This is a genomic window from Actinomadura sp. K4S16, from assembly GCF_008327685.1.
Classification (GTDB): domain Bacteria; phylum Actinomycetota; class Actinomycetes; order Streptosporangiales; family Streptosporangiaceae; genus Spirillospora.
Genome location: NZ_BDDE01000018.1, coordinates 366393 through 389870, shown reverse-complemented (window position 1 = coordinate 389870; position 23478 = coordinate 366393). Strand labels below are relative to the sequence as shown.

The following is a 23478-nucleotide window of genomic DNA, read 5'->3' as shown; positions in this document are numbered from 1 at the left end:
CTCTGGCCGCCCGGCCGCGCCGGCGGGAGAGCACTGCCGAGGCTGGTACCGGCGGTCCCATGGTGGCGGCGCGGCCGGGCGGCCACACTGGAGCCATGCAGCACGGGGACCGGGCGGAGCTGGCCGCCTTCCTGCGTCGGTGGCGGGCGCGGGTGCAGCCGTCCGAGGTCGGCCTGGAGCGCGGGCGCCGCCGCACGCCCGGCCTCCGCCGGCAGGAGGTCGCGAACCTCGCCGGGATGTCGGTGGACTACTACGTCCGGCTCGAACAGGGCCGGGGGCCGCGGCCGTCGCGGCAGATGCTCGCCGCGCTCGGGCGGGCCCTGCGGCTGACCGACGACGAGCGGTCCCACCTCCACTACCTGGCCGGCGAAGTGCCCGCGCCGCCCGCCGCGCCGGTGCGCGAGGTGCGGCCGGGCCTCCTGCACCTGCTGGAGCGGCTCGTCGACACTCCCGCGCTCGTCTGCGACGCCAAGTACGACGTCCTGGCCTGGAACCCCATGGCAGCCGCCCTGTTCGGGGACTTCTCCGCCGTTCCCGAGGACGAGCGCAACGTCGTCTGGCGCTTCTTCGCAAGGCCGCAGGGCCGGGACCGCCTCGATCCCGGCGACGCCCGCCGGTTCGCCCGCGAGGCCGTGGCCGACCTGCGCGCGGTGGCCGCCCGGTACCCGCGCGACCCCGGCGTGCGCTCCCTGGTCGAGCGGCTGCTGGCCGCCAGCCCGGAGTTCCGGACGCTGTGGGCCGAGGGCGACGTCCGGCTCCGGCGCTCGACGCGCAAGCTCATCCGGCACCCGGTCGCGGGCCTGCTCGACCTCCAGTGCGAGGCCCTGCACGATCCGGCCCGCGACCAGTGGACCGTCTTCTACACCGCGGCCCCCGGCTCCCCCACCTCCGACGCCCTCCAGGCGCTGAGGGGCGCGAACCTGTGAGATCGCGCCCCTCGCGCCGGGACGAGGTCAGCGGGTCAGCGGATCAGCGGGTCAGGGAGAAGGTGCTCAGGCGGGTCTCGCCCTTGAAGACCAGGTACACGTCGTGGTTTCCGCGCGCTCCGGTCAGGGGTGCGGTGATCTCCTTGTAGGTGTAGTCGCCGCCCGTGGACGGGACGGTGAGGGTCCCGGCGCGGGGGCCGTCCGGGCGGTCCAGGCGGACCTCGATCGTGGTCGCGGACGTGCCCGCCACTCGCGCGGTGATCCTGCCGGCGGACGAGCCGAGGTCGGCGTCCGCGAACCGCAGCCAGGAGCCGGCGGCGCCCGCCACCGCGTCACCGGACGCCTTCGTCTCGTCGACCAGCCGGATCGCGTTGTGGTCGTCGAAGTCGGCGGCGCGGGTGGGCCTGGCGAGGTCGCGGGCGGGGATCGCCTCGCCGCGCACCTCGAGGGCCGCGCGGCGCCGGATGTCGGTGGAGGAGGAGCCGATGAGCAGGTCGTGCTTCGACTTCTCCACCGTCCACTTGTCGCGCGTGACGTCCCAGACGGCGAGGTCCGACGCCTTCAGCCGGAGTGTCGCGTTCACCGTCCTGCCTGGAGCCACGTGGACCTTGGCGAAGGCGCGCAGGCTCTTCACCGGCTGCTTCACCCGGGACCTCTGCTGGTGCGTGTAGAGCTGGACGACCTCGTCGCCGGCCCTCTTGCCGGTGTTGGTCACCGGCACCGTCACGGTCACCGTGCCGTCGCGTGCGATGGAGCGGCTGCTGAGGCGCGGCTCGCCGTACCGGAACGACGTGTAGGAGAGGCCGTAGCCGAACGGGTAGAGCGGCTTGCCCTTGAAGTACTGGTACGTGCGGTCCGACTTGATGATGTCGTAGTCGAGGATGTCGGGCAGGTCGCGGTCGGAGCGGTACCAGGTCTGCGGCAGCTTGCCCGAGGGGCTCTCGTCGCCGAACAGGACGGACGCCAGGGCGTTCCCCGTCTCGGCTCCGGCGTGGCTCGTCCACAGGATCGCCGGGACGTTGGCCTGCTCCCAGTCGAGCGTCGTCGGGTAGCTGTTCTCCACCACGACGACCGTGTTCGGGTTCGCCTTGCGGACGGCCCTGATGAGATCCGACTGCCCCTCGGCGAGCGCCATCGTGGTGCGGTCGTGGTCCTCGCGGCCGTTGATGAACGGCATGCTGCCGACCACGACGACCGCGGCGCCGGCGCCGGTCACGGCCTTGACCGCCGAGTCCACGCCGCTGCTGACGACGTCCTTGGCGAAGCGGGACGCCTCGGCCTTCGCGGTGAGGACGAGCGTGCCGTCGTCCTGCGCCTTCATGTAGGTCTTCGCCGGGTCGGCCCAGTCGTAGGCCTTCTCGTACCCGGCGTAGCGGAGCAGGTAGTCGCCGCCGTCCTGCTTCTCCAGCTTGAACATCTGCTGGACGAACCAGCCGTTCGGCTGGTCCTGGTCGTTGGCGAAGGTGTCGCCCCAGTTGTGGCGGCCGACCGTCTTGCCGTTGGCGGCGCTGCGCAGGGTCACGACGCCCTGGCCCCAGTCGAACACGTCGAACTGCGCCGTGGCGTCGGAGGACGAGGCGGGCCCGGTCTTCAGGACCGCGCCGGAGCCCGTCCCGCCGGCGATGTACTTGCCCGTCTTCACGTCCTTGAGGGCGATGCGGTCGACGCCCTCGCTGGAGGCCACCACACCGGCGCGCTTCCTGATGCCCTCCAGCGGCGTGACCCTGTACGGCAGCGCGCCCGAGTACCAGTCGGTGTAGAGCGTGTCCGACAGCGGTCCCACGACCGCGACCTTCTGCGACGAGAGCGGCAGGGCCTTGCCCTGGTTCTTCAGCAGGACCATCTGCTCGGCCGCGGCGGTGCGGGCCAGGGCGCGGTGCGCGGGGCTGTCCACCGCGTCCTTGGCGATCTTGCCGTAGGGGCCGCCGCCCGGGTCGAACTCGCCGAGCCGCACGCGGACGCTCAGGATGTGCTCCGCCGCCCGGTCGATGTCGGACTCGGCGAGCAGCCCCCGCGACAGCGCCGTCTTGACCGCGTTCACGGTGATGGACGAGTTGGTGTCGTCGGTGGTGAAGCTGTCCACGCCCGCCTTGAGGATCGCCGCGTCGCCGGTGGGCAGGTCGGGGTGGTACTTCTGGGAGCCGACGAGGTTGTTCGGGGCGCCCGCGTCGGTGACGTTGAACAGCGTCCGGTCCGACCAGGAGCGGACGAGCCCGCCGGCGTCGGGGCTGACCGTGGCGGGACGGCCGTTGACGAGGTTGTAGGACGTCATGATCCCGGTCGCCGCGTCGCGGGTCAGCGGGATCTTGAACGGGACCTCGTCGTACTCCTTCAGCACCCGGGGCCGCAGGCTGGAGGACGTCTGGTCGCGGCGGACCTCGTTGTTGTTGGCCATGTAGTGCTTGAGGACCGGCGCGGCCTTGAGGTGCTCGGGGTCGTCGCCCTGCATGCCCTGGCCGTACGCGGTGGCGAGAAGGCCGGTGAGCAGCGGGTCCTCGGAGTAGCCCTCCTCGTTGCGGCCCCAGCGCGGGTCTCGGAGCAGGTTCACGACCGGAGCCCACAGCTGGAGGCCCCACACGTCGGGGTTCTCGCTGTTGTAGCCGCGGGCCTCGTCGCCGACGGCCGAGCCGATCCGCTTCAGCAGGGCCGGGTCCCAGGTCGCGCCGAGCCCGACCGACTGCGGGAACACGGTGCCCTTCGCGGTCACGACGGCGCCGTTGTTGTGGACGTCGGTCGACCACGCGACCCCGTGCAGCGCCTCGGTGCCCGTCTTGAACCGGTTGATCCCGAGCCGCGGGATCGCGGGCTGGTACTGGTGCAGCAGGGAGATCTTCTCGTCGAGCGTGAGCCGTCCGACCAGGTCGTCCACCCGGGCCTGGACGGGCAGCCGCGGGTCGCGGAACGGGTAGGCCTCGCGGGCGGCGGCGGGCGCCGTCCACGCGAGGGGGGCCGCCAGCGCGACGGCCGCGACGAGGGGCAGCGACCGGCTGCGCCGGCCGGGGGAACGGGGATTGCGATGGGCTCTGTGCACCGGTTCTCCTTCTGGAAACATCCCCCGAGCGAATGTGTCGAAGCGCTTCGATAACGGCCCGGGAAGGGCCCCTTCCTCCTTCGTCGGTGCGGCGGCGCCCGCTCGGTCAGCGGGGCGCGGGCGCGCTGCTGGCGCGCCTGGTCAGGGTGGGCGGGAGCAGGGTCGCGGCGGGCACGGGCGCGCCGTCGAGCTTGGACATCAGCAGTTCCACGGCGCGGCCGCCGACCTCCTCGGCGGGGATCGCGACCGACGACAGCGGCGGCTCGGCGTGCTCGGCGATCTCGTCCGGGCACAGCGCGACGACGGACACGTCCTCGGGGACGCGCCGCCCGGCCGCCCGCAGCGCCCGCACGACCGGGCCGACGACCGGCTCGTTGTGGACGAGGACGCCGGTGAGGCCGGGGCGCTCGGCGAGCAGCCGGGCGACGAGTTCGCGGGCCGCGTCGGCGGTCGACTCGCACGGGTAAACGTCCCCGGTCAGCCCGTGCTCGCGGACCGCGGCGGCGAACCCGTCGGCGACCCGCTGGGCGTAGCCGGTCTGCCGCGCGTACACCTCGGGCGGCGAGCCGATCAGCGCGATCTCGCGGTGGCCGAGCCCGGCGAGGTGCTCGACGCAGACCGCGCCGGCCGCGTGGAAGTCGAGGTCGATGCAGGTGAGGTCGTCCGCGTCGGCGGGGAAGCCGATGAGCACGCTCGGCCGGTCCAGGGAGCGCAGCAGCGGCAGCCGCGGGTCCTCCATCTGGACGTCCATGACGATCAGCGCGTCGACCAGGGCGCTGTCGGCGACGCGGCGCAGGCCGTCCTCACCCTCCTCCTGGGTGAGCAGCAGGACGTCGTGGTCGTGGCGGCGCGCGGCGGTGACGACGGAGACCGCGAACTGCATGACGACGGGCACCGCGATGCCCGAGCGCAGCGGGATCATCAGCGCCAGCACGTTGGAGCGGCTGCTGGCGAGCGCGCGAGCGCCCGCGTGCGGCCGGTAGCCGAGCTCGCGGATGCTCTCCCGGACGCGCCGCCGGGTCTCCTCGGAGATCGAGCGCTTCCCGCTCAGCACGTAGGAGACCGTGCTCGGCGACACTCCCGCGTGCCGCGCCACGTCAGTGATCTTGACCACGGACCGTCCCGTCGTCCTCGTAGCGGTTCAGAGTGCGAATGATGGTAACCCCGCCCGAACCGGTCGGAGCGCGGACGCGCGCGGGCCGGTCGGCCCCGATCACCGCGAGCGCAGTCCCGGCGACCGCGGCGCCCGCGAGGGCCGTGCCGCGCACGCCGGTCACCGGCAGCAGGACGCCGCCGAACAGGGCTCCGCCGGCGATGCCGACGTTGAAGGCGGCCGACGTCCAGGCCGACGCGACGTCGGTGTCGCCCGGCGCCGACTCCATCACCCGGGCCTGGAAGGCGGTCGCGGCGCACGGCAGCCCGATCCCCAGCAGGACGAGCATGAGGACCGCGGGCACCGCCGCCGCGCCGAAGGCGAAGAGGCCGAGCAGGGCGGCCGCCAGCACCGCGGCGGACCCGGCGAGCAGGGCGCGCGGGCCACGGTCCACCACGATGCCGGCGACGACCACTCCCGCTATGTCGGCGGCGCCGTTCGCCAGCAGGAGCGGGCTGATGGCCGAGTCCGGGAAGCCGCTGACGCGGGTCAGGAACTCGGTGATGTAGGTGAAGGCGGTGAAGACGCCGCCGACCAGCAGCATGATCGTGACGACCAGGAGCCGGAAGCGCCGCGCGTCCGGCGCGGACGCGGGGACGGGGTCGCGGCCGCCCGCCTCGCCCCGGGGCAGCAGGGCGGCGAGCGCGGCGAAGGACACCAGGCAGATGACGCCGAGCGCGGCGAAGGAGGCGCGCCATCCGGCGGCCCGCCCGAGCCAGGCGCCGGCGGGGACGCCGAGCACGATGGCCAGGGACCCGCCCCCGAACACGTAGGCGGCGGCCCTGCCCCGCGCCTCGGGCGGCAGCAGCCCTGCCGCGGCGACCACGGCGACCGGCCAGAACACCGCCTGCGCGAGCGCGGTCACCAGGCGCGCGGCGAACAGGGACCCGTAGCCGGGGGCGGCCGCCGACGCGAACGTCATGACCAGGAAGACCGCCATGACGCCGGTGAGCAGCGGGCGGCGCCCCACCCGGACCGTCAGCCGGACGAGCGGGACCGACACGACCGCGACCACCATCCCGTAGCCGGTGACGAGCAGCCCCACGGTGGAGGCGGAGACGTCCAGGTCGTCCGCCATGAGCGGGAGCAGCCCGATCGGCAGGTTCTCGGTCGTGCCGAAGGCGAACGCGCCCAGGGCCAGCGCCGCCACGGCCGCGCCCGCGCGTCCGGGGTTCACCGCGCGTCCGGCGCTCACGACGGGCCGCGGGCGATGGCGTCGCGGTACCAGGAGGCGCTGTCCTTCCAGGTGCGGTCGCCGGTGGCGTAGTCGACGTGGACGAGGCCGAAGCGCTTGGAGTAGCCGTAGGCCCATTCGAAGTTGTCCAGCAGCGACCAGGCGAAGTAGCCCCGGACGTCGGCTCCCGCCTGGCACGCCCTCTCGACGGCGGCGATGTGGTCGCGCAGGTAGGCGATGCGGCGGTGGTCGCGCACGCGGCCGTCGACGTCCATCACGTCGTCGAACGCGGCGCCGTTCTCGGTGACCATCAGCGGGGTGTCCGGGTACTCGCGGTGCAGCCGCAGCAGGAGCTCTTCCATCCCGGTCGCGTCGATCGGCCACCCCATCGCGGTGTGGGGGCCGGGCTGCTCGGCGAACTCCACGGCGTCGCAGCCGACGAACGGGCTGGCCGCGCCCTGGCGGTGGCCGTCCGCGTGCGCGCGCGGGGTGGTGCCGTCCCAGTCCCGGACGAGGGTGGGCGCGTAGTAGTTGACGCCCAGGACGTCGAGCGGCGCGGCGATGATGTCCTCGTCCCCGTCGCGCAGAAAGCCCCAGTCGGTGAGGGGCGCGGTGTCCTCCAGCAGGTCGGCGGGGTAGCCGTTGCCCAGCATGGGGTCGAGGAACACGCGGTTGGAGACGGCGTCCGCCCGCCGGACCGCCTCCGCGTCGCCGCGCAGGTGGTGCAGGTTGAGCGTGACCGAGTGCCGCGCGTGCGGCGACACCACACCGCGCAGCGCCCGGACCGCCAGGCCGTGCGCGAGGTTCAGGTGGTGCGCGGCGGTGAGCGCGGCCACCGGGTCGGTGCGTCCGGGTGCGTGCACGCCGGACGCGTAGCCGAGGAACGCCGAGCACCACGGCTCGTTCAGCGTCGTCCAGGTCTGGACACGGTCGCCGAGGACGCGCCCGACGCGCTCGGCGTAGTCGGCGAAGCGGCGGGGCGTGTCGCGGTCCGGCCAGCCGCCCGCGTCCTCCAGGGACTGCGGCAGGTCCCAGTGGTAGAGGGTCGCGACCGGGGCGATGCCGTGCTCCAGCAGCGCGTCGACCAGGCGGGAGTAGAAGTCCATGCCCTTGGGGTTGGGCGTCCCGTCCGGCAGGACCCGCGACCAGGAGATCGAGAACCGGTACGCGCCGATGCCGAGTTCGGCCATCGTCGCGATGTCCTCCTCCCACCGGTGGTAGTGGTCCGTGGCGATGTCGCCGGTGTCGCCGTTCAGGACCTTGCCGGGAGTGTGGCTGAACGTGTCCCAGATGGACGGCGCGCGGCCGTCCTCCTGGGCCGCGCCCTCGATCTGGTAGGCGGCGGTGGCCGTGCCCCACAGGAACCCTTCCGGGAACCCCATCAGCTCTCCTCTTCCAGGGTGGCGACCAGTTCGCCACCGGCGGCCTTGATGAGAACACCGTGCGGATGGTGTTCGGGCTCACCGCCCTCGACCCCGGCCACACGTGCGTTGACGAGGAGGACGTTCCAGGTTCCGTCGCCTGTCACGCGCACCTTTCCACCGTTTCTCACCGTCGTGAACGTGGTGTCGCCGACCCGGGTGACGACCGTGGCCCCCTCGGCGGGCTCGTACACGCGCAACGTGACGCCGTCCGCGTGGTCGTAGTCGGGACGGTCGTCCACCGCGCCCTCCGGCAGGACGGCGCCCGGACGGACCAGCAGCGGCACGCTGGCGAACCCGTGCCGCTCGCGGACCCAGCGGCCGCCCTCGACGCGCTCACCGGTGAGGTAGTGCGTCCACACGCCTTCCGGCACGTAGTAGGCGACCTCTCCGCCGGACGAGAACACCGGCGCGACGAGCAGGTCGTCGCCCAGCATGTACTGGCGCTCCAGATGCGTGCAGGCGGGGTCGTCCGGGAAGTCGACGACCATCGCGCGCATCATCGGCAGCCCCTCCCCGTACGCCTGGCGCGCGGCGCCGGCCAGGTAGGGCATGAGCCGCATCTTCAGGCGGGTGAAGTGCCGCAGGACGTCCACGGACTCCTCGTCGAACAGCCACGGCACCCGGTAGGAGTGGCTGCCGTGCAGGCGGCTGTGCGAGGACAGCAGCCCGAACGCGATCCACCTCTTGAACAGCGCCGGATCGGGCGTCCCCTCGAAGCCGCCGATGTCGTGGCTCCAGTAGCCGAACCCCGACATGCCCAGGGAGAGGCCGCCGCGCAGGCTCTCCCCCATCGCCTCGAAGGTCGACTCGGCGTCCCCGCCCCAGTGCACGGGGAAGCGCTGGCCGCCGGTCGTGGCGGACCGGGCGAAGACCACCGCCTCCCCCTCGCCGCGCTTCTTGCGCAGCAGGTCGAAGACGGTCTGGTTGTAGAGGTAGGTGTAGTAGTTGTGCGCCCGCTCCGGGTCGGAGCCGTCGTGGTAGACGACGTCGGTGGGGATGCGCTCGCCGAAGTCGGTCTTGAAGCAGTCCACGCCCATGTCGAGCAGCGCTTCCAGCTTCCCCGCGTACCATTCCCGCGCCTCGGGGTTGGTGAAGTCGACCACGGCCAGGCCGGGCTGCCACTTGTCCCACTGCCACACGTCCCCGTCCGGACGCGTCAGCAGGTGGCCGCGCGAGCGCCCCTCCTCGAACAGCGGCGAGCGCTGCCCGATGTAGGGGTTGATCCAGACGCAGACCCGCAGGCCGCGGTCGCGCAGCCGGCGCAGCATGCCCTCCGGGTCGGGGAACACCCGCGGGTCCCATTCGAAGTCGCACCACTGGAACTCGCGCATCCAGAAGCAGTCGAAATGGAAGACGCTGAGGGGCAGGTCCCGCGACGCCATCCCCTCGATGAAGGAGGTGACGGTCTCCTCGTCGTAGGACGTCGTGAACGAGGTGGACAGCCACAGCCCGAACGACCAGTCGGGCAGCCGCGCGGGCCGTCCGGTGAGCGCCGTGTACTTGCGGAGGATCTCCTTCGGCGACGGCCCGTAGATGACGAAGTACCGCATCGACTGGCCCTCGACGCTGAACTGCGTCCTCGCGACGGCCTCCGACGCAACCTCGAACGAGACCCGCCCGGGATGGTCGACGAAGACGCCGTACCCCGCGTTGGTCAGGTAGAACGGCACGTTCTTGTACGCCTGCTCGCTGGCCGTCCCGCCGTCGGCGTTCCACACCTCCACGGCCTGGCCGTTCTTCACCAGCGGCCCGAACCGCTCACCGAGCCCGTAGACGAAGTGGTCCACGCCGAGGTCGAGCTGCTCCCGCACGTAGTGCCGGCCGCCGTCGGTGTCGATGATCGCCTGCGCCTTGGGCGCGCTGCCGGTCAGGCGGCGCCCGTCCGCGAGGAAGTCGACGCTCCACCGCTCGCCGCGCCCGACCCGGACCGACAGGGCGCCCGAGGTCAGCACCGCCGCCTCGCCGTCCACGGACACCTCCCCGGCCGGGTCGGCGGCCAGCTCGAAGTCGGGTCCGCGGCGCCGCTCCCCCGCGAAGTGGGTGAGGGTCACGCCGATGACGTCCGGCATCGGCGACTCGCACGTCACCGTCACCACCGGGCCCTTGAGCAGGTCGCCCCGGTGCCGGATCCGCTGCACCGGCGCGTGGACCGTGAACGTCCCGGGCCCGGTGTCCACGTCGAGGACCTCCACCGGATGCGACGCCCGCACACCCTCGCGCAGCATCCAGTAGCCGTCGCTGAACTTCATTACTTGATAGCCCCCGCCGTCAGTCCGCGCGCAAGGGTGCGCTGGAAGATGAGGAAGAACACGACGGTCGGGAGGAGGCCGAGGAGCGACGCGGCGCTGGACATGGTGGCGTCCATGAGGCGCTGCCCCTGCAGCACGCCGAGCGCGACCGAGACCGTCTGGTTCTCGTTGGAGATGAGGAAGACCATGGGGATCAGGAACTCGTTCCAGGTCCACACGAAGAAGAAGACGAGCAGCACCGACATGGTCGGCCGGACGACCGGGACGACGACGCGCCACAGCACCTGCCACCGGCCGGCGCCGTCGATCCGCGCCGCCTCCAGCAGCGGGCGCGGGAACGCCGACATCACCGACGACAGCAGGTAGGTGCCGAACGCGCTCTGGATGACCGTGAACACGATGATCACGCTGATCCTGGTGTCGTACAGGCCGATCTGCTTCGACATGTAGTAGAGCGGGTAGACGAGCGCCTCCTGCGGCAGCGTGTTCGCCAGGAGCAGCAGGACGAGCACCCACATCCGCCCCTTGATCCGCCCGATGCCGAGCGCGTAGGCGTTGAGCACCGACAGCAGCACGGCGAGGATCGCGACGGAACCGCTGATGACCACGCTGTTCAGCAGGACGTGCCCGAAGCCGACGCGCTCCCAGAACTGCTGGAGGCCGTCCAGCGAGATGCCGTCCGGCGGCGACAGCGGCCCCGCCGAGGAGTACTCCTCGGGCGTCTTCAGCGCGTTGAAGACCACCACGACGAACGGGATCAGCATCACGCCGGCCAGCGCGAGCAGCGCCACCAGCACCGCGTAGGCGGACGGCCCGCGGCGGCGGGCGCGCCGGGGCGCGCCCCTTCCGCCGCGCGGGGGCGCGCCGGCCTTGCGCGTCAGCGTCGCGGTCATCGTTCCTCCCCGAGCTCACGTCCCTGCATGCGCAGGAAGACGACGGTCAGCGCGACGATCAGCAGCGTCAGCACCGTCGAGATCGCCGAGCCGTAGCCGACGTCGGACTTCTCGAAGAAGTTGACCCAGGAGTAGTAGGACGGCACGTTCGTCGCCCCGCCCGGGCCGCCCTTGGTGAGCACGAAGATCTGCGGGAACGCCTTCAGCGCGGCGATCGTCGTCCACAGCAGCACGACGAAGATCTCCGGCCGGATCTGCGGGACCGTGATGTGCCAGAACCGGCGGCCCCACGAGGCGCCGTCGATTTCGGCCGCCTCGTACAGCGACGGGTCCACCCGCTGCAGCCCCGACATGAAGATCACGAGCGGGAAGCCGATCTGCATCCACACCATGACGCCGACGACGCTCCACAGCGCGGTGGCCGGGTCGCCGAGCCAGTCGTGCGCGAGGGAGCCGAGGCCGGCGGCGTCCAGCAGCGCGTTGACCGCGCCGTTCTCCGGAGCCAGCAGCCAGCTCCACACCACGCCCGCGATGACGACCGGCAGCACCTGCGGCAGGTAGAGGCAGGCGCGCAGGACGCTCGCGGTGCGCGGCCCGAAGTGCCGGTCGACCAGGTCGGTCAGGGCCGAGGCCAGCACCAGCCCGATCATCGTCGGGACGATCGCCATCCCGACGATGATCAGGACGTTGTGCCGGAACGAGGCCCAGAACTCCCCGTCCTCCACGAGCTCGCGGTAGTTGCCGAGCCCGATCCACTTCGGGGTCCCGACGCCCGTCCACTCGGTGAAGCTCGTCCCGATGTTCATCAGGAACGGCACGCCGATGACGGCGGTGAAGAGGAGCAGGCCGGGGAGCAGGTAGGGCAGGTACCCCCACTGCTCCCGCGACCGGCCGCGGCCCGGCGTCGTCACTTCGGCAGGCCGCCGTCGTAGGTCTTCTGGATGCCGCTCAGCACCTCGCCCGGCGCGGTGCCGTTCATCAGCTTCTGCGTCTGCGCCACCCAGGCGTCGTAGAAGCCGGCGACCGGCCAGTCCGGGTAGTAGGCGAGCCCGTCCGACGCCGACAGCCGGTCGAAGTCGGCGATGAGCTTCTTGGCCTTGGCGTCGGTGATCGCGGACGGGTCCGCCGCGACCGGGACGCCGCCCCCGTTGCCGAGGGTGTTCTGCGCCTGCTTCTTCATCGTGATGTCGATGAAGTCGTAGGCGAGCTGCTTGTTCTTCGACCCCTTGGGGACGACCCACAGGTTCCCGCCCGAGCCGAGCGTCATCTTGGCGCCGGGCCAGACGGCGGTCTCCCAGTCGAACTTCGCCTCGGCGGCGACCCGGCCGAACCACCAGCTCCCCGAGAACATCATCGGGAACTTGCCGCTCATGAACGCGACGCCGGCGTCCTCGGCCTTGAGGCTGACGGAGTTCTTGGCGACGTAGCCCTTCTTCACCCAGTCGGCGAAGGTGGTGGCCCCGTAGGTCCAGGCGGCGTCGTTGAAGTTCGCCTTGCCGGTGTAGCGCTGGAAGGCGTCCACCCAGGCGCGGTCGGCCTTGTCGAGGGCGAGCTGGTAGACGAACTGGTGCGCCATGTACTCGGCGCCCGCGTTGGTCAGCGGCGTGACGCCCTTCGCGACGAACTTGTCCATCGCGGCGGTCAGCTCGGCGAACGTCGTCGGGATCTCGACGCCGTTCTTCTTGAACAGGTCCTTGTTGTAGTAGACCTGCACGTACTCCGCATAGTCAGGAACGCCGTACCATTTGTCACCGCCCATGGTGCCCTTGGCGTCGTACTTGGCGGTGACCTGGACGTTCGGCTTGATCAGCTTGTCCCAGCCGCGCTTGGTGACCTCGGGGGTGAGATCGGTGAGCAGGCCCTGCTTGGACAGCAGCCCGGCGGTCGCGTTGCCCTTGTTGTACTCCATGACGTCGGGCGCGTCCTTGGAGTTGAGCACCATGGGCGCGGTCTTCTGGATCTGCTCGAAGCCCTTCTCCTCGAACTTCACCTTCACGCCGGGGTGGGTGGCCTCGAACTCCTTGACGGCCTCGGCCCACGACTTGCCCATGGCGCTGTCGGGGGCCTCGTAGTGCCAGAGCTTCAGCTCCTTGCCGCCCGAGCCGCCGCCGCCGTCGCCGTCGCCGCACGCCGTGAGCGACAGCGCCGCCGCGGCAAGGGCGGCGATCAGCGCCGCGCTCCTGCCTGCCTTGATCATGGGTCTTCCTCCGGGTGGGCCGAGCGCCTGTCGAAGCGCTTCGATTGCCGGGATGTTAAGCCCTGGGTGAGCCGCGACACAATAGGTCGAGCCACATCAATTCGCCTCAAAACCCGCTGACCTGCGGCGATCGATTGGGAGCGCTCCCAGAAGCGGTCAGCCGCGGCACTCCGCGCCGTTCAGGGTGAACCGCGACGGCGCGCCGTTCGCGCCGTCCCGGCTCCCGAGGAACCCGAACTCGGCCGTCCCGTGCGGCGGGATCGACCGGTTCCACTCCGCCGCCGTCACCGTCACCGACGCCCCGTCCTGCACCCGGCTCCCGTTCCACAGCTGGGTGATCGTCTGCCCGTCCGGAAAGGCGAAGGCCAGCGTCCAGCCGTCGATCGCGCCGTCCCCGGCATTGGTGATCCGGACGGTCGCCTGGAAGCCCCGCGGCCACGTCCCGTCGACCCGGTACGCCACCGAGCACGCGGTCGCGGCGGCCGGCGACCTGCCCGCCGACGGGGGCGGCGCCGCCGGTTTCGCATCGGACGAGTCGGACGAGTCGGGCGCGAGGGCCGCCAGGAGCGCGGCCACCGCGCACAGCGCCCCGGCCGCGACCCCGGCGATGAGCAGCGGCCGCCGTCCGGGCCCGTGCCCGGAGGGGGCGGGATCGTCCAGGACGCGGGTCGGGTTCCCCGGCCCTTCCGCAGGCGGAGGGCCTTCACCGGCGGACGCGTCGGCGCCGCCGGGCACGTGGAGTTGGATGCCGGCGGCGCCCGCCAGCACGCGGGCCGCTTCGACGGCGGTGGGCCGAGCGCCGGGGTCCGGGGACAGGCAGTCGCGGCAGAGTGCCGCGACCTCGCCGGGAGTGCCCTTCCGGAACGCCGAGGCGGGTGTGGGCGGCGCGCCGGTCAGGCACTCGTGCAGGACGACGCCCAGCGAGTAGACGTCGGCCGCCGGGGTCGGGGACGCGCCGGTCACCAGTTCGGGCGCCATGTAGGCGGGCGTGCCCATCACCGGTCCGCCCGCCGTGCCGGTGAACGCGATGCCGAAGTCGAGGACCTTCACCTCGACCGGGGTGAGGAACACGTTCCCGGGCTTGATGTCGCGGTGCACGATGCCTGCGTCGTGGGCGGCGGCCAGGGCGTCGGCGACCCGCGCGCAGATCCCGGCCGCCTCGCGCCACGGCAGCGGGCCGCGCGACAGGCGCACGGCCAGGCTCTCGCCGTCCAGCAGTTCCATGACCACGTACGGGATCGGGCGGCTCTCGCGCCGCGAGGTGCCCTCCGGGCCGGCGCGGTGCTCGCCGTAGTCGTACACGCCGGTGATGCCCGGGTGGGTGAGGGCGGCGGCGGCCTGCGCCTCCTGGCGGAGCCGCCGCGAGAACTCCTCGGGCCCGCCGTCCTTGGGGACCTTGACCGCGACGGCCCGGTCGAGGACGGTGTCGACCGCGCGCCAGACGGTCGCCATGCCGCCGGCGCCGAGGGGCCGCTCGATGAGGTAGCGCCCGCCGAGGCGTTCGCCCGCGGCGATGATCTCGGGCATGGACGAAGCCTAGACCGGACTCAGGGCACGAGGTACCGGGTGTCGCGGACGTCCGTGATCGCCATGTGGCCGGGCGCGTGCCCGATGGCGAGCTTCGGCCGGGAGGCCATCACCGCCGCCTGCGGGGTCACTCCGCAGGCCCAGAAAACGGGTATCTCGTCGACCCGGATCTCCACCGGGTCGCCGAAGTCCGGCGCGGAGAGGTCCTCGATGCCGAGCTCGACGGGGTCGCCGACGTGCACGGGCGCGCCGTGGACCGACGGGTACCGGGCCGTCACCCGCACGGCGTCGGCCACCTGCGCGGCCGGGACGGGGCGCATGGAGACGACGAGCGGGCCGCCGAACTCGCCCGCGCGGCGGCACATCCGGTTCGTCCGGTACATCGGGACGTTGCGGTTCTGCTCGATGTGCCGGACGGGGACGCCGGCCTCGCGGAGCGCTTCCTCGAACGTGAAGCTGCACCCGATGAGGAACGAGACGAGGTCGTCGCGCCAGTAGGGGGTCGCGTCGGTCACCTCGGCGACCGGCTCGCCGTGCTCGTAGACGACGTAGCCGGGCAGGTCGGTGCGCAGGTCACCGGCGAACAGCGCGGCCGAGGTCGCGCCGGGCTCGGTCACGTCCAGGACGGGGCACGGCTTGGGGTTGCGCTGCGCGAACAGGAGCAGGTCGTAGGCGTACTCGCACGGCACGGCGATGAGGTTCGCCTGCGTCCAGCCCGCGCACCAGCCGGACGTGGGGACGCGCAGGCCGGCCCGGAACAGGGCCCTCGCCTGGTCCGGCGTGAGCGCGCCCGGGTCGAGGGGTGCGGTCATGATCTCTCCTCCCGGAGGTTCGGTGCGGGATGCGGCCGGAACCGGAGACGCTGGCCGGGCCGGGCCTGGGCGGCGCGTCCGATGTCGGCGGAGGCGACCACCGCGATAACGGGGTAGCCGCCGGTGAGCGGGTGGTCGGCGAGGAACAGCACCGGCCGCCCGGACGGCGGGACCTGCAGCGCCCCGGTGACCGTCCCCTCGCTGGGCAGCTCGCCGCGCCCGGCGTGCTCCAGTCCGGGGCCGTCCAGGCGCATGCCTACCCGGTCGATCTCGCTGGTCACCGTGTAGGCGGAGGAGAAGAGGGCCTTCAGCGCGCCCGGGGCGAACCAGTCGTGGCGGGGGCCGGGCATCGCGCGCAGCTGGATGTCGCCGCCGTGCGGCGGGCGGACGGGCGCGGCGTCCAGCAGCGGCGGGGCGGCGGGCGGCGGGCCTACGGGGAGGAGGTCGCCGGGCTTGAGCGGGGCGGGGCCGAGGCCGGAGAGCGTGTCGGTGGAGCGCGACCCGAGGACGGGCGGGACGGCGACGCCGCCGCGCACGGCCAGGTAGCTGCGCAGGCCCGCGGGCGGGGCGCCCATCCGGAGCTCGGCGCCGTCCGGCACGTGCACGACCGAGTAGGGGGCCTCGGCCCGGCCGTCCACCAGCAGCGGGGCGGGCGCGCCGGTCACCGCGGCGAACACGCCGCCCCGGCAGCGCACGTGCAGGCCGCCGAAGGTGACCTCGATCGCGGCCTCCCTCTCGGCGTTGCCGAGCAGCCGGTTGGCGAGCCGGAGCGAGCCCGGGTCCGCGGCGCCCGACACCCCCACGCCGAGCGCCGCGTGACCCGAGCGGCCGAGGTCCTGGACCGTGGCCAGGAACCCTGTGCGGAGAACGTCCAACCGCCGCTTCATGGTTCCCGCCGGACGAAGCGGACCCGGGTTCCCGGGCGGAGCAGGGCGGGCGGGTCGCGTTCGAGGTCCCATAGGACGGCCTCCGTGCGTCCGATGAGCCGCCAGCCGCCCGGGGACTCGACCGGGTAGACGCCGCTGAACCGCCCGGCGAGGCCGACCGCGCCCGCCGGGACGCGGACGCGGGGCGTCGCGCGGCGCGGGACGTCCAGTCGCGGGTCGCCGCCCTCCAGGTAGCCGAATCCGGGCGCGAACCCGGTGAACGCGACCCGCCACGGGGTCCCGGTGTGCGCGGCGACGACCTCGTCCGGGGCGAGCCCGGTGAGGCGGGCGACCTCGCGGAGGTCGTCGCCGTCGTAGACGACGGGGATCTCGACGTCCCCGGCGGCGCCGCCCGCCGCACCCGGCCGGGTGGCGCGCACCGCGGCGGCGACCGCGGCCGGGTCGGCGGAGGGGGCGAGCAGCAGGGTCAGGGTGCGGGCCGCCGGGACGAGGTCGGCGACGCCGGGCGGCGGGGCCGCCGCGAGCGCGGTGTACAGGCCGAGCATCGCCGGGAGGTCCGGCAGTTCGACCAGCAGCGCCGCGTCGCCGCTCGGGAGGATCCGCACCCCGCCCTCACTTCCACAGGTCGTCGAGCCCGGACAGGCTGTTCCAGCCGAGGTAGAGCGACAGGACCCAGGCCGCCACGCCGATGGCGAGGAGCCAGACCGGGTACCGGTGGCCGCCGAGCAGGTCGCGGCGGCGGGCGGCCGCCCAGAGCAGCACGGCGAGCCCGAACGGCAGGATCAGCCCGTTCAGCGCGCCCGCGAAGACGAGCAGCTTCGCGGGGGTGGTGCCGACCGCGAGGTAGATGGCGGCGGAGACGAGGATGAACGCGACGACCAGCCGGTTGCGGTGCCGCTCGACGAAGGAGGAGAACGACACCAGGAACGACACCGAGGTGTAGGACGCCCCGATGACCGAGGTGATCGCGGCCGACCACATGATCAGGCCGAAGACGCGCAGCCCGGCCTGGCCCGCCGCGTGCTCGAAGGCCGAGGCGGGGGCGTTCTCCTTGGCGAGGGTCACCCCGCCCGCGACGACGCCGAGGACCGCGAGGAACAGCAGCACGCGCATCAGGGCGGTGACGAGGATGCCGGTGACCGCGCTGCGGTTGATCTCCCGGACGTGCTCCGGCCCGGTCAGCCCGGACTCGATCATGCGGTGCGCGCCCGCGTAGGTGATGTAGCCGCCGACCGTCCCGCCGATCAGCGTGGTGATGACCAGGAAGTCGACGGTCTCCGGCGCGATGCTCTGCCGGAGCGCGTCACCGAGGGGCGGTTCGGACACCACCGCCACGTACAGGGTCAACAGGATCATCACGCCGCCGAGCACGACGACGATCCGGTCCATGGCGACGCCGGCCCGCCGGACCAGGAAGATCGCGATCGCGGCCAGCGCGGAGACCGCGCCGCCGATCTTGACGTCCAGGCCGAGCAGCGCGTTCAGGCCGAGCGCGGTACCGGCGACGTTGCCGATGTTGAAGATCAGGCCGCCGAACACGTCGAGCGCGGCGAGGCCGTACCCGGCGCCGGGCAGGACGCGGTTGCCGAGTTCCTGGGCGCGCATGCCGGAGACGCCGACGACGCGCCACACGTTCAGCTGGATCGCGATGTCCACCAGCACGGACACGAGGATCGCGAAAGCGAACGCGGCGCCGAGCTTGGCGGTGAACACGGTGGTCTGGGTGATGAAGCCGGGTCCGATGGCGCTGGTGGCCATCAGGAACATGGCGCCGGTGAGGGCGGCGCGGCGGGAGCGGGAGGTGGGGGCCGTGGTCGTGTCGAGGGTCGCTGGGTCCGTCATGGCGGGGGCCCTTCCGGGGGGTTCGACTTTCCGCAAGCGTAGGGATTGTTCAACAATCCATCAAGAGACCTGTTGATGCATTCTGCGGTCGCCGGGGATAGGCTGGCCTCCCCGGATCTTCGTGCGCGGCGTCCCGCGCCTGCCCCCGGAAGGTGGTCGATGCCCGTGCCGGCGCAGGGCTCGTGGCTGTCCGACATCGCGGCCGCCCGGCACGAACTGTCCCGGAGCAGCACCGCCGCGCGGATCGCCGACCTGCTGCGCGAGCAGATCACCGACGGGCGGCTCGCCCCCGGGGAGCGGCTGCGCGAGGAGGAGCTGGGCGAGGCCCTGAAGGTGTCGCGCAACACCGTGCGCGAGGCGTTCCGGCTGCTCGCCATGGAGCGCCTGCTCGTCCACGAGTTCAACCGCGGCGTGTTCGTGCGCCGGGTCACCGCCGACGGCCTCGCCGACCTCTACCGGGTGCGGCGGATCCTGGAGTGCGAGGGCGTGCGGTGCGCGCGGGAGGCCCCGGCCGGGACGCTCGGCCGCGTGGAGGCGGCCGTCCTGGACGGCGAGAGCGCCGCCGCCGCCGGTCGATGGCCGGACGTCGGCACCGCCGACATCCGCTTCCACCAGGCCATCGCCGCGCTGGTGGGCAGTCCGCGGGTGGACGAGATGATCCAGCACCTGCTGGCCGAGATGCGGCTGGTCTTCCACGAGATGGGCTCGCCGCGCGAGTTCCACGAGCCCTACCTCACCCGCAACCGGCGGATCCACGACCTGATGGCGCGGGGCGAGCTCGCGGTGGCCGAGCGGGAGCTGCGCTCCTACCTCGACGACGCGGAGGCCCAGCTCACCGCGGCCTACCGCGAGAAGGCCCGCTCCGAGGCCCACTGAGAGGCCCGTCGGACGGCCCGTCGGACGGCCCGGCAGAAGGCCTCGCCGGAAGGCGCGGTTACGGGGCGTAGTTCATGACGTGGTCGTGCAGGAGCTGCGGCGCGGCCGGGTCGGCGCGGCGGAACGCCTCGATCAGCTCGGCGTGCTCGGCCGACTTGGAGTAGATCTCCGTGTGGTGCAGCCGCAGGGACAGGGTCGTCCACAGCTCGATGCCGAGGCTCTCCCACACCGAGACGAGCAGCCGGTTCCCGGCCGTCTCGACGATCTCGCGGTGGAAGGCGATGCTGAGCCGCATCTGCTCGTGCAGGTCGCCCTCCCGCGCGGCCTCGCCGAGCCGGCGGTTGTGCTCCTCCAGCGCCTCCAGGCAGCCGGACAGCCGGGGCAGGGCCAGCTCCACGGCCGTCCGCTCCAGCCCGGCGCGGACGGGGAAGATCTCGGCCAGGTCCTGCTCGGTGAAGTCGCGGACCCGGGCGCCCCGGTTCGGCAGCGTCTCGATCAGCCGCTGCGCCTCCAGCTGGCGGAGCGCCTCCCGGACCGGCCCCTGGCTCACGCCCAGCTCGGCGGCGATGCGGCGCTCGACGACGCGCTCGCCCGGTTCCCACCGCCCGGAGCTGATGCCCTCCACGATGAACTCGCGGATCTGGTCGGCGAGCCCGGTGCGGAGCAGCAGCTGGTCGGAGGTCTTCACAGAACTGGATGGTAGCGCCACGGCCGGTAAGTGCCTCTTGACAGGGGGGCGGGTTCCAGCGGGTAGAATATTATCGATCATAGATCAATGATGATCGGGAGCGTTGTGGCGATCCTACGGCGCTGCCCCGGACAGAGGAAGGTCGCCGATGGCTGAGACCGTTCAGTCGGCCGACAGGGCCGCCCCGGCGCGGAGCCGCCGGGCGCGCGCCGCCAAGGCCCCCCGGCCGAGGACCGGCGCGACGCCGGCGGCTCCCCCGGCGGCCGACGCCGCCACGCTCGTCGGCTACTACCGGCAGATGCTGCTGGTCAGGCGGTTCGAGGAGCGGGCCGCCCGCGCCTACACCGAGGCCAAGATCGGCGGCTACTGCCACCTGAACCTCGGCGAGGAGGCGACGGTCGTCGGGCTGATGGCCGCGCTGCGCCCCACCGACTACCTGTTCACCAACTACCGCGAGCACGGCTACGCACTCGCCAAGGGCATCGGCGCGGACCGCGTCATGGCCGAGCTGTACGGGCGCTCAACGGGCGTGTCCAAGGGCTGGGGCGGGTCGATGCACCTGTTCGACGCCGAGGCCCGGCTGCTCGGCGGGTACGGGATCGTCGGCGGGCAGGTGCCCCTCGCGGCCGGCGCGGCGCTCGCCGTCTCCTACAAGGGCGGCGACGAGGTCGTGATGTGCCACATGGGCGACGGGACGACCGCGATCGGCGCGTTCCACGAGTCGCTGAACATCGCCGCCCTCTGGGACCTCCCGGTCGTCTTCGTCGTGATCAACAACGGGCTCGGCATGGGCACCACCGTGGAGAACTCGGCGGCCGAGCCGGAGCTGTACCGGCGCGGCGCCGCGTACCGGATGGAGAGCCTGCGGGTGGACGGCACCGACGTGCTCGCGGTGCGGGACGCCGCGCGCGCCGCCGTCGAGCGCGCCCGCGCCGAGAGCAAGCCCTACCTGCTGGAGACCGTCAGCCCCCGGCTGAAGGGCCACTCGGTCGTCGACCCGGCCCGCTACCGGTCCAAGGAGGAGAAGGAGGCCCTGAAGGCCGCCGACCCCCTCGCCCGGATGGCGCTGGAGCTGGAGGAGGCCGGGGTCCTGTCCGCCGACGAGCGCGACCGGCTCGACGCCGAGGTGAAGGCCGAGGTCGACGCCGCCGCCGCGTTCGCCGACGAGAGCCCGGCGCCCGAGGTGTCCACGCTGTTCGACTACACCTACGCCACCCCCGTCCCGGGCGAGCTGCGCCGGCTCCCCGCCGACCCCGTATTCGGCTCCTGAGAGGCACCCCATGGCAACCGTGACCTACCGCCAGGCCCTCCGGGACACGCTCCGCGCCGAGATGCTCCGCGACGAGAACGTCTTCCTGATGGGCGAGGAGATCGGGCTCTTCGAGGGCTCCTACAAGATCACCGAGGGGCTGCTGAAGGAGTTCGGGCCGCGCCGCGTCCGCGACACCCCGATCGCCGAGGAGGGCTTCGTCGGCGCCGCGATCGGCGCCGCGATGCTCGGCCTGCGCCCGGTCGTGGAGATCATGACGATCAACTTCTCGCTGCTGGCGCTGGACCAGATCGTCAACCACGCCGCGAAGATCTACGGCATGTTCGGCGGGCAGGCCAGCGTGCCGATGGTGATCCGCACGCCGGGCGGCGGCGGGCAGCAGCTCGGCGCCACCCACTCGCAGAACGTCGAGCTGTTCTACTCGTTCATCCCCGGACTGAAGGTCGTCGCGCCGAGCACGCCCGCCGAGGCGTCGGCGATGCTGAAGGCCGCGATCCGCGACGACGACCCGGTGCTGTTCCTGGAGAACCTCGCCCTCTACAACACCAAGGGCGAGCTGCCCGCCGCGGTCGAGGACATCGAGCCCGCCGAGATCGGGCGCGCCGCCGTGACCCGTCCGGGCACCGACATCACGATCATCGGCTACTCCCGGATGGCCCGCGTCGCCTCCGAGGTCGCCGAGACCCTCGCCGCCGAGGGCGTCTCCGCCGAGGTGGTCGACCTGCGCAGCCTGCGCCCGCTCGACCGGCAGACGGTCGTGGACTCCGTCCGCAAGACCGGCTGCGCCGTCGTGGCCGAGGACGACTGGCTCACCTACGGCATCGGCGCCGAGATCGCCGCGACGATCCAGGAGGGCGCGTTCGACTGGCTCGACGCCCCCGTCCGGCGCGTCGCGATGGCCGAGGTGCCCCTCCCCTACGCCAAGTCCCTGGAGACGGCGGCGCTGCCGTCCGCCGAGTCCCTGCTCACCGCCGTCCGCGCCACGCTCCGCGCGACCGGCCGCACCGCGCCGGGGGCGGACGCCACGTCCCCGCGACCCGCTCTGGAGCCCGTGCGATGACCGAGATCCTCATGCCCCGCCTCTCCGACACGATGGAGGAGGGCGTCATCAGCTCCTGGCAGAAGCAGCCGGGAGACGAGGTCGCGGTCGGCGACGTCATCGTCGACATCGAGACCGACAAGGCGGTCATGGAGTACGAGGCCTACGAGGCCGGCGTGCTGGAGAAGATCCTGGTCGCCGAGGGCGAGACCGCCGCGATCGGCGCCCCGATCGCGGTGATCGCCCCGGCCGGCGGCGCCCGCCCCGAGCCCGCGGCGGAACCCGCCGCCGAGCCGGAGCCGGCTCCTGCCGAGGCGAAGCAGGCTCCCGCCGCCGAGGCGGCGCCCGCGCCCGCCCCGGAGGAAGCGCCCGAGCCGGCGCCGGTCGCCACGGCCGCCCCGGCGCGCGCCGTCGGACGCCCGTCCGGCTCCCGCCCGCCGTCGTCGCCGCTGGCGCGCCGGCTGGCCCGCGACCACGGCATCGACCTGGCGACGCTGACCGGCTCCGGCCCCGGTGGCCGCATCGTCCGCGCCGACATCGAGGCCGCCGTCCGCGCCGGCGCCCCGGCCGCGTCCGCCCCGGCCGCCGCCGCTCCGGCTCCCGCCCCGGCGGCCCCCGCCGTCCAGGACCGGGCCGACGACCCGGACGTGGAGGCCGTCCCGCTGAACCGCTTCCGCAAGGTGGCGGCCCGGCGGCTCACCGAGAGCAAGCGCGAGGCGCCGCATTTCTACCTGAACCGCGAGGTGGACGCCGAGGCCCTGCTGGCGTTCCGCGCGACCCTCAACGAGGCGCTCGCCCCGGCGAAGGTCAGCGTGAACGACCTGGTGGTGAAGGCGGTGGCGACCGCGCTGCGCGAGCACCCGGCGGTGAACGTCTCCTACACCGAGGAGAACCTGCTCTTCCACAAGCGGGTGCACGTCGGCGTCGCGGTGGCGGTCGAGGACGGCCTCGTCGTCCCGATCGTCCGGGACGCCGACCGCAAGAGCGTCTCGGAGATCGGCAGGGAGACCCGCGAGCTCGCCGGGAAGGCCCGCGACGGAAAGCTGTCCGCCCGGGAGATGAGCGGCGGCACGTTCAGCGTCAGCAACCTCGGCATGTTCGGGGTGGACTCGTTCTCCGCGGTGATCAACCCGCCGGAGGCCGCCATCCTCGCCGTGGGCGCCGTCCGCGACGAGCCCGCCGTCCGCGACGGGCAGGTCGTCCCCGGCAAGCGCATGGCGGTCACCCTCTCGGTCGACCACCGCGCCACCGACGGCGCGACGGCCGCGAGGTTCCTGGCCCGCCTCGCCGAACTGCTCCAGAACCCGCTGCTCATCGTCGCGTAGCCGAGTCGCGTAGCCGAGCACGCATCGTGGAGGCCCCCCGCCGAGGACGGCGAGGGGCCTTCCGCGTCAGAGCATGACGCGGTGGTTCAGCGGTGGCCGTATCCGGCCAGAGGGCGGGACGGACCAATCAGATCCGGCGCGGGGTGCGAAGTAACCGCGGGCATG

The 23478-nt window shown here is 72.9% G+C and carries 19 protein-coding genes; 5 read left to right on the top strand and 14 right to left on the bottom strand.

Annotated elements, in window-relative coordinates; genetic code table 11:
- Positions 1–95: 95 nt before the first annotated feature.
- The gene (locus tag K4S16_RS29900) at positions 96–926 is read left to right on the top strand and encodes a helix-turn-helix transcriptional regulator (RefSeq protein ID WP_149262372.1); all 831 of its coding nucleotides are present in this window, start codon (positions 96–98) and stop codon (positions 924–926) included.
- Between the two features lie 43 nt (positions 927–969).
- On the opposite strand, the gene K4S16_RS29895 is transcribed toward K4S16_RS29900, so the two are convergent.
- The 13 genes from K4S16_RS29895 to K4S16_RS29835 form a co-directional block, all read right to left on the bottom strand.
- The gene (locus tag K4S16_RS29895) at positions 970–3957 is read right to left on the bottom strand and encodes a glycoside hydrolase family 3 protein (RefSeq protein WP_235037156.1); all 2988 of its coding nucleotides are present in this window, start codon (positions 3955–3957) and stop codon (positions 970–972) included.
- A 106-nt stretch (positions 3958–4063) separates the two neighbouring features.
- The gene (locus tag K4S16_RS29890; RefSeq protein ID WP_149262370.1) at positions 4064–5071 is read right to left on the bottom strand and encodes a LacI family DNA-binding transcriptional regulator; all 1008 of its coding nucleotides are present in this window, start codon (positions 5069–5071) and stop codon (positions 4064–4066) included.
- Positions 5055–6287 (bottom strand): MFS transporter, encoded by a 1233-nt coding sequence (locus tag K4S16_RS29885; protein WP_200842191.1) that lies wholly within the window; start codon positions 6285–6287, stop codon positions 5055–5057. The genes K4S16_RS29890 and K4S16_RS29885 overlap by 17 nt, the downstream gene beginning before the upstream one ends.
- Positions 6288–6301: 14 nt before the next feature.
- On the bottom strand, positions 6302–7666 hold the full coding sequence (locus tag K4S16_RS29880) for a GH1 family beta-glucosidase (protein WP_149262368.1): 1365 nt from the start codon (positions 7664–7666) through the stop codon (positions 6302–6304).
- Positions 7666–9957: an alpha-xylosidase gene (yicI, locus tag K4S16_RS29875; protein ID WP_149262367.1), complete on the bottom strand. Its 2292-nt coding sequence runs from the start codon at positions 9955–9957 to the stop codon at positions 7666–7668. The genes K4S16_RS29880 and yicI overlap by 1 nt, the downstream gene beginning before the upstream one ends.
- Positions 9957–10850 carry a carbohydrate ABC transporter permease gene (locus K4S16_RS29870; RefSeq protein WP_149262366.1) on the bottom strand — a complete coding sequence of 298 codons (894 nt, stop codon included), beginning with the start codon at positions 10848–10850 and terminating at the stop codon, positions 9957–9959. The genes yicI and K4S16_RS29870 overlap by 1 nt, the downstream gene beginning before the upstream one ends.
- Complete coding sequence (locus tag K4S16_RS29865) at positions 10847–11761, bottom strand: carbohydrate ABC transporter permease (RefSeq protein ID WP_149262365.1); 915 nt, start codon at positions 11759–11761, stop codon at positions 10847–10849. Before K4S16_RS29865 ends, K4S16_RS29870 begins: the two co-directional genes overlap by 4 nt.
- On the bottom strand, positions 11758–13047 hold the full coding sequence (locus K4S16_RS29860) for an ABC transporter substrate-binding protein (protein ID WP_149262364.1): 1290 nt from the start codon (positions 13045–13047) through the stop codon (positions 11758–11760). The genes K4S16_RS29865 and K4S16_RS29860 overlap by 4 nt, the downstream gene beginning before the upstream one ends.
- 156 nt (positions 13048–13203) lie before the next feature.
- Positions 13204–14574, bottom strand: a complete 1371-nt coding sequence (locus K4S16_RS29855) for a cellulose binding domain-containing protein (RefSeq protein ID WP_149262363.1) — start codon at positions 14572–14574, stop codon at positions 13204–13206.
- A gap of 20 nt (positions 14575–14594) precedes the next feature.
- Complete coding sequence (locus K4S16_RS29850) at positions 14595–15386, bottom strand: putative hydro-lyase (protein ID WP_149262362.1); 792 nt, start codon at positions 15384–15386, stop codon at positions 14595–14597.
- The gene (locus K4S16_RS29845; protein ID WP_149262361.1) at positions 15383–16273 is read right to left on the bottom strand and encodes a biotin-dependent carboxyltransferase family protein; all 891 of its coding nucleotides are present in this window, start codon (positions 16271–16273) and stop codon (positions 15383–15385) included. The genes K4S16_RS29850 and K4S16_RS29845 overlap by 4 nt, the downstream gene beginning before the upstream one ends.
- The gene (locus tag K4S16_RS29840; RefSeq protein ID WP_149262360.1) at positions 16270–16878 is read right to left on the bottom strand and encodes an allophanate hydrolase subunit 1; all 609 of its coding nucleotides are present in this window, start codon (positions 16876–16878) and stop codon (positions 16270–16272) included. The genes K4S16_RS29845 and K4S16_RS29840 overlap by 4 nt, the downstream gene beginning before the upstream one ends.
- Positions 16879–16885: 7 nt before the next feature.
- Positions 16886–18115: an NRAMP family divalent metal transporter gene (locus K4S16_RS29835; protein ID WP_149262359.1), complete on the bottom strand. Its 1230-nt coding sequence runs from the start codon at positions 18113–18115 to the stop codon at positions 16886–16888.
- Between the two features lie 159 nt (positions 18116–18274).
- On the opposite strand from K4S16_RS29835, the gene K4S16_RS29830 reads away from it, so the two are divergent.
- Positions 18275–18991 carry a GntR family transcriptional regulator gene (locus K4S16_RS29830; RefSeq protein ID WP_149262358.1) on the top strand — a complete coding sequence of 239 codons (717 nt, stop codon included), beginning with the start codon at positions 18275–18277 and terminating at the stop codon, positions 18989–18991.
- Positions 18992–19049: 58 nt separating this feature from the next.
- Here the strand turns inward: K4S16_RS29830 and K4S16_RS29825 are convergent, their stop codons facing one another.
- Complete coding sequence (locus K4S16_RS29825) at positions 19050–19679, bottom strand: GntR family transcriptional regulator (RefSeq protein ID WP_235037155.1); 630 nt, start codon at positions 19677–19679, stop codon at positions 19050–19052.
- A gap of 148 nt (positions 19680–19827) precedes the next feature.
- On the opposite strand from K4S16_RS29825, the gene pdhA reads away from it, so the two are divergent.
- Genes pdhA through K4S16_RS29810 form a run of 3 tightly spaced genes read left to right on the top strand, consistent with a single transcriptional unit; the run spans position 19828 to position 23313 of the window.
- Positions 19828–20949, top strand: coding sequence for a pyruvate dehydrogenase (acetyl-transferring) E1 component subunit alpha (pdhA, locus tag K4S16_RS29820; RefSeq protein ID WP_149262356.1), 1122 nt, complete (start codon positions 19828–19830; stop codon positions 20947–20949).
- A gap of 10 nt (positions 20950–20959) precedes the next feature.
- Positions 20960–22009, top strand: coding sequence for an alpha-ketoacid dehydrogenase subunit beta (locus K4S16_RS29815; protein ID WP_149262355.1), 1050 nt, complete (start codon positions 20960–20962; stop codon positions 22007–22009).
- Complete coding sequence (locus tag K4S16_RS29810) at positions 22006–23313, top strand: dihydrolipoamide acetyltransferase family protein (RefSeq protein WP_149262354.1); 1308 nt, start codon at positions 22006–22008, stop codon at positions 23311–23313. The genes K4S16_RS29815 and K4S16_RS29810 overlap by 4 nt, the downstream gene beginning before the upstream one ends.
- The last annotated feature ends 165 nt before the right edge of the window (positions 23314–23478 follow it).

What these genes read in the sequence shown, in the direction of transcription:
- K4S16_RS29880 (WP_149262368.1), bottom strand. Translation starts at nt 7,666, where the DNA reads ATGGGGTTCCCGGAAGGGTTCCTGTGGGGCACGGCCACCGCCGCCTAC.
- yicI (WP_149262367.1), bottom strand. Translation starts at nt 9,957, where the DNA reads ATGAAGTTCAGCGACGGCTACTGGATGCTGCGCGAGGGTGTGCGGGCG.
- K4S16_RS29855 (WP_149262363.1), bottom strand. Translation starts at nt 14,574, where the DNA reads ATGCCCGAGATCATCGCCGCGGGCGAACGCCTCGGCGGGCGCTACCTC.
- K4S16_RS29850 (WP_149262362.1), bottom strand. Translation starts at nt 15,386, where the DNA reads ATGACCGCACCCCTCGACCCGGGCGCGCTCACGCCGGACCAGGCGAGG.
- pdhA (WP_149262356.1), top strand. Translation starts at nt 19,828, where the DNA reads ATGGCTGAGACCGTTCAGTCGGCCGACAGGGCCGCCCCGGCGCGGAGC.
- K4S16_RS29845 (WP_149262361.1), bottom strand. Translation starts at nt 16,273, where the DNA reads ATGAAGCGGCGGTTGGACGTTCTCCGCACAGGGTTCCTGGCCACGGTC.
- K4S16_RS29870 (WP_149262366.1), bottom strand. Translation starts at nt 10,850, where the DNA reads ATGACCGCGACGCTGACGCGCAAGGCCGGCGCGCCCCCGCGCGGCGGA.
- K4S16_RS29810 (WP_149262354.1), top strand. Translation starts at nt 22,006, where the DNA reads ATGACCGAGATCCTCATGCCCCGCCTCTCCGACACGATGGAGGAGGGC.
- K4S16_RS29830 (WP_149262358.1), top strand. Translation starts at nt 18,275, where the DNA reads ATGCCCGTGCCGGCGCAGGGCTCGTGGCTGTCCGACATCGCGGCCGCC.
- K4S16_RS29835 (WP_149262359.1), bottom strand. Translation starts at nt 18,115, where the DNA reads ATGACGGACCCAGCGACCCTCGACACGACCACGGCCCCCACCTCCCGC.
- K4S16_RS29815 (WP_149262355.1), top strand. Translation starts at nt 20,960, where the DNA reads ATGGCAACCGTGACCTACCGCCAGGCCCTCCGGGACACGCTCCGCGCC.
- K4S16_RS29900 (WP_149262372.1), top strand. Translation starts at nt 96, where the DNA reads ATGCAGCACGGGGACCGGGCGGAGCTGGCCGCCTTCCTGCGTCGGTGG.
- K4S16_RS29860 (WP_149262364.1), bottom strand. Translation starts at nt 13,047, where the DNA reads ATGATCAAGGCAGGCAGGAGCGCGGCGCTGATCGCCGCCCTTGCCGCG.